Annotated in this window: 2 protein-coding genes; one reads left to right on the forward strand and one right to left on the reverse strand. The window is 70.5% G+C overall.

The features are described 5' to 3' along the window. The first annotated feature begins 11 nt into the window (after positions 1 to 11). Complete coding sequence (locus tag FNH04_RS45890) at positions 12 to 956, forward strand: 3-oxoacyl-ACP reductase (RefSeq protein ID WP_152792135.1); 945 nt, start codon at positions 12 to 14, stop codon at positions 954 to 956. Positions 957 to 1,166: 210 nt separating this feature from the next. Here FNH04_RS45890 and FNH04_RS47105 read toward each other — a convergent pair whose 3' ends face one another. Continuing rightward, on the reverse strand, positions 1,167 to 1,325 hold the full coding sequence (locus FNH04_RS47105) for a hypothetical protein (protein ID WP_194237060.1): 159 nt from the start codon (positions 1,323 to 1,325) through the stop codon (positions 1,167 to 1,169). Positions 1,326 to 1,497: the final 172 nt, after the last annotated feature.

Here is a 1,497-nt window from a genome sequence, read left to right on the forward strand (position 1 = left end):
GAGGGGTACTGATGTCACTGCCACTTGAGGGCCGGTCCGCGATCGTCACGGGCGCGGGCCGTGGGCTGGGCCGGGCCGAGGCGCTGGAACTCGCCCGGCTCGGAGCGGCCGTCGTCGTCAACGACTACGGGCAGCCGGGCCGGGAGGGGGTGGGCGAGGCGTCGGCCGGCCCGGCGGAGCAGGTCGTGGCGGAGATCCGGGCCGCGGGAGGCACGGCTGTCGCCCACACGGGGGACGTCGCCGACCACGAACAGTCCCGGGAACTGGTCGAGTTGGCGATCGCGGAGTTCGGGCAGCTGGACATCCTGGTCAACAACGCGGGGATCCTGCGGGACCGGATGGTCTTCTCGATGTCGGAGGAGGAGTGGGACGCGGTCATCCGCGTCCACCTGAAGGGCCACTTCAACACGACGCACTTCGCTGCCGCGCACTGGCGGCGGAGGAGCAAGGCGGCGGACGGCCGGGTGTACGGACGGATCGTGAACACATCCTCGGAGGCGTTCCTCGCGGGGTCCGCCGGACAGCCCAACTACGCGGCGGCGAAGGGCGGGATCGTCGGCCTCACCACCTCCACGGCGGCGGCTCTCGCCAAGTACGGCGTGACGGCGAACGTCATCTGCCCGCGGGCCCGGACCCGGATGACGGCGGACGTGTTCGCGGGCCTGGAGCAACGGGAGGGGGAGCTGGACCCGCTCGCTCCCGAGCATGTGGCCCCACTCGTCGGCTACTTGTCCTCACCCGCGGCCGCGCAGCTGAACGGGCAGCTGCTCGTCGTGCACGGCGGCATGGTCGCGGTGGTCGAACGGCCTCGGGTGGCGGCGAAGTTCGACACCAAGCAGGACGCGTTCACGTATGACGAGTTGGACTCGCTGCTCAGTCCGTACTACGCGGAACGGCCGAGTGGGGAGACGTTCGCGGCGACGGAGGTACTGAGCCTCAGGCGGGGAGACCACTGAGAGAGGCCCCGGAGCCCCGGAGCCCCGGAGCATCTGCGCCTCTGATACTCGGCGCCTCGGATCTTGGATACTCGGTTCCTCGCACGGAACGGCCCCGCCCGTGGTGCGGATGCTGTTGGCGGGCGGGGCCGTGTGCGGTGTGCGGTGCGTGCGGTGGTGCGGTGCGTGCGCTCTGACTCGACGCCGCGTCAGGTGCCGGTTCGCGGTGGCTCAGGCAGCCGATTCGGTCTGCTCGGCCGGTTTGCGGTGCCGGCCCCGAGGGGTCGTCTCGGCGTCGTTCGCGGAGACCGGACCGCGGTGCCGACCGTGGCCCGAAGTCTCTTCGGCGGCGTCGATGGTGGGCGCTTCCATGGTGTGTGTGTCGCTCATGTGGACGTGTTTCACCCCGTCATGCAAGATCTTCGTACAGGCTGGTGAGTCTAACGGGGCGGTGTGACAAGAGTGACGGCGCCCACGCCGGTCACTGGCGGGTTGCCTCGCCCCCCGCCGCCCCTACCAGTCCCTACCCGTCCCTCCTCCGCCGTTGCCGAAGTCTTTGACC

It is taken from the genome of Streptomyces phyllanthi (assembly GCF_009377205.1).
GTDB lineage: Bacteria > Actinomycetota > Actinomycetes > Streptomycetales > Streptomycetaceae > Streptomyces > Streptomyces phyllanthi.

What these genes read in the sequence shown, in the direction of transcription:
- FNH04_RS47105 (WP_194237060.1), bottom strand. Translation starts at nt 1,325, where the DNA reads ATGAGCGACACACACACCATGGAAGCGCCCACCATCGACGCCGCCGAA.
- FNH04_RS45890 (WP_152792135.1), top strand. Translation starts at nt 12, where the DNA reads ATGTCACTGCCACTTGAGGGCCGGTCCGCGATCGTCACGGGCGCGGGC.